This window comes from Luteirhabdus pelagi (genome assembly GCF_016827595.1).
Classification (GTDB): domain Bacteria; phylum Bacteroidota; class Bacteroidia; order Flavobacteriales; family Flavobacteriaceae; genus Luteirhabdus; species Luteirhabdus pelagi.
Map to the genome: position 1 here is coordinate 1 of NZ_JAECMS010000031.1, position 899 is coordinate 899.

At 31.8% G+C, this 899-nt stretch carries 1 protein-coding gene; it reads right to left on the minus strand.

Annotated features, from left to right (window positions below; translation table 11 throughout):
- Positions 1–142: 142 nt before the first annotated feature.
- The gene (locus tag I4Q58_RS15435; RefSeq protein WP_203296808.1) at positions 143–874 is read right to left on the minus strand and encodes a PIN domain-containing protein; all 732 of its coding nucleotides are present in this window, start codon (positions 872–874) and stop codon (positions 143–145) included.
- Positions 875–899: the final 25 nt, after the last annotated feature.

Genomic DNA, 899 nt, shown 5'->3' on the forward strand with positions numbered 1-899 from the left:
AACGGTCTTGTATAACGCCTCTCGTGGCGCGGATTTCAATTTACGGATTTTTCAGTTAGGGCAGGAGTGTTAGTTTTTTTGTAGGAAATCAAATACTCTTAACCTGCCCCGCGGCATGAGCGTTATACGTTGTTAGGCAACGTTATTTTCCACGTCTTATATCAGATTCTAATTCAGCTTGCCACTGTAATTCGGATTCCAGCCAGTCATCAAAGTCCTCTATCAATTCAGGTGCTAGTTTTAAAGCTAGTCCCAATTCAGTTACAGTTTTAAGTCTTATTGGGTTCATACCATCCATTAAAGATGAATAAACTTCGTTTGTTTTTTTATCAATAAAATCTTCTGGATTATTGGAAACATAAATTAAATCATAGCGACTAGGAAAAGTTGAATTGGCATCTTGACAAATATTTCTAATAATCAATGCATCATTGAAATTATTCTTGTTATTCTCAAACGGTGGTTTTTTGTCAATTGCCAAATTAGATACAAATAGCTTTTGTTCAGCAGTGACTTTTATAATTTTACAAGTAGTCATAAAATCCTCAACTTCTTGAACCTTCTTTTCTGCTTTTTCAATTCTCTTTTCCTCGTCTTTATAATCAGTAAGAGACAGAAGAAATTCAGTTTTTGATGGTTCATCCATATGAGAAGCTAATTTAATAGCTGATTTATATTCGGACTTTATTGATTCAACTAATGCTTTTAATGTTTGATTCTTATTTCTATGCCATTCCTTAATGATAACATCATTTACAACAATTTTGATTTCCTCGTTAACTGCTTTTTCTTTTAATTCCATAAGCAATTCATTAAAAGTATCTTTTGTCAAATAAATCCAAATATTTGTATCTAAAACTATTTTTGTAATCATTGTTCTCTAATGTTGCCTAACGGTT

What these genes read in the sequence shown, in the direction of transcription:
- I4Q58_RS15435 (WP_203296808.1), bottom strand. Translation starts at nt 874, where the DNA reads ATGATTACAAAAATAGTTTTAGATACAAATATTTGGATTTATTTGACA.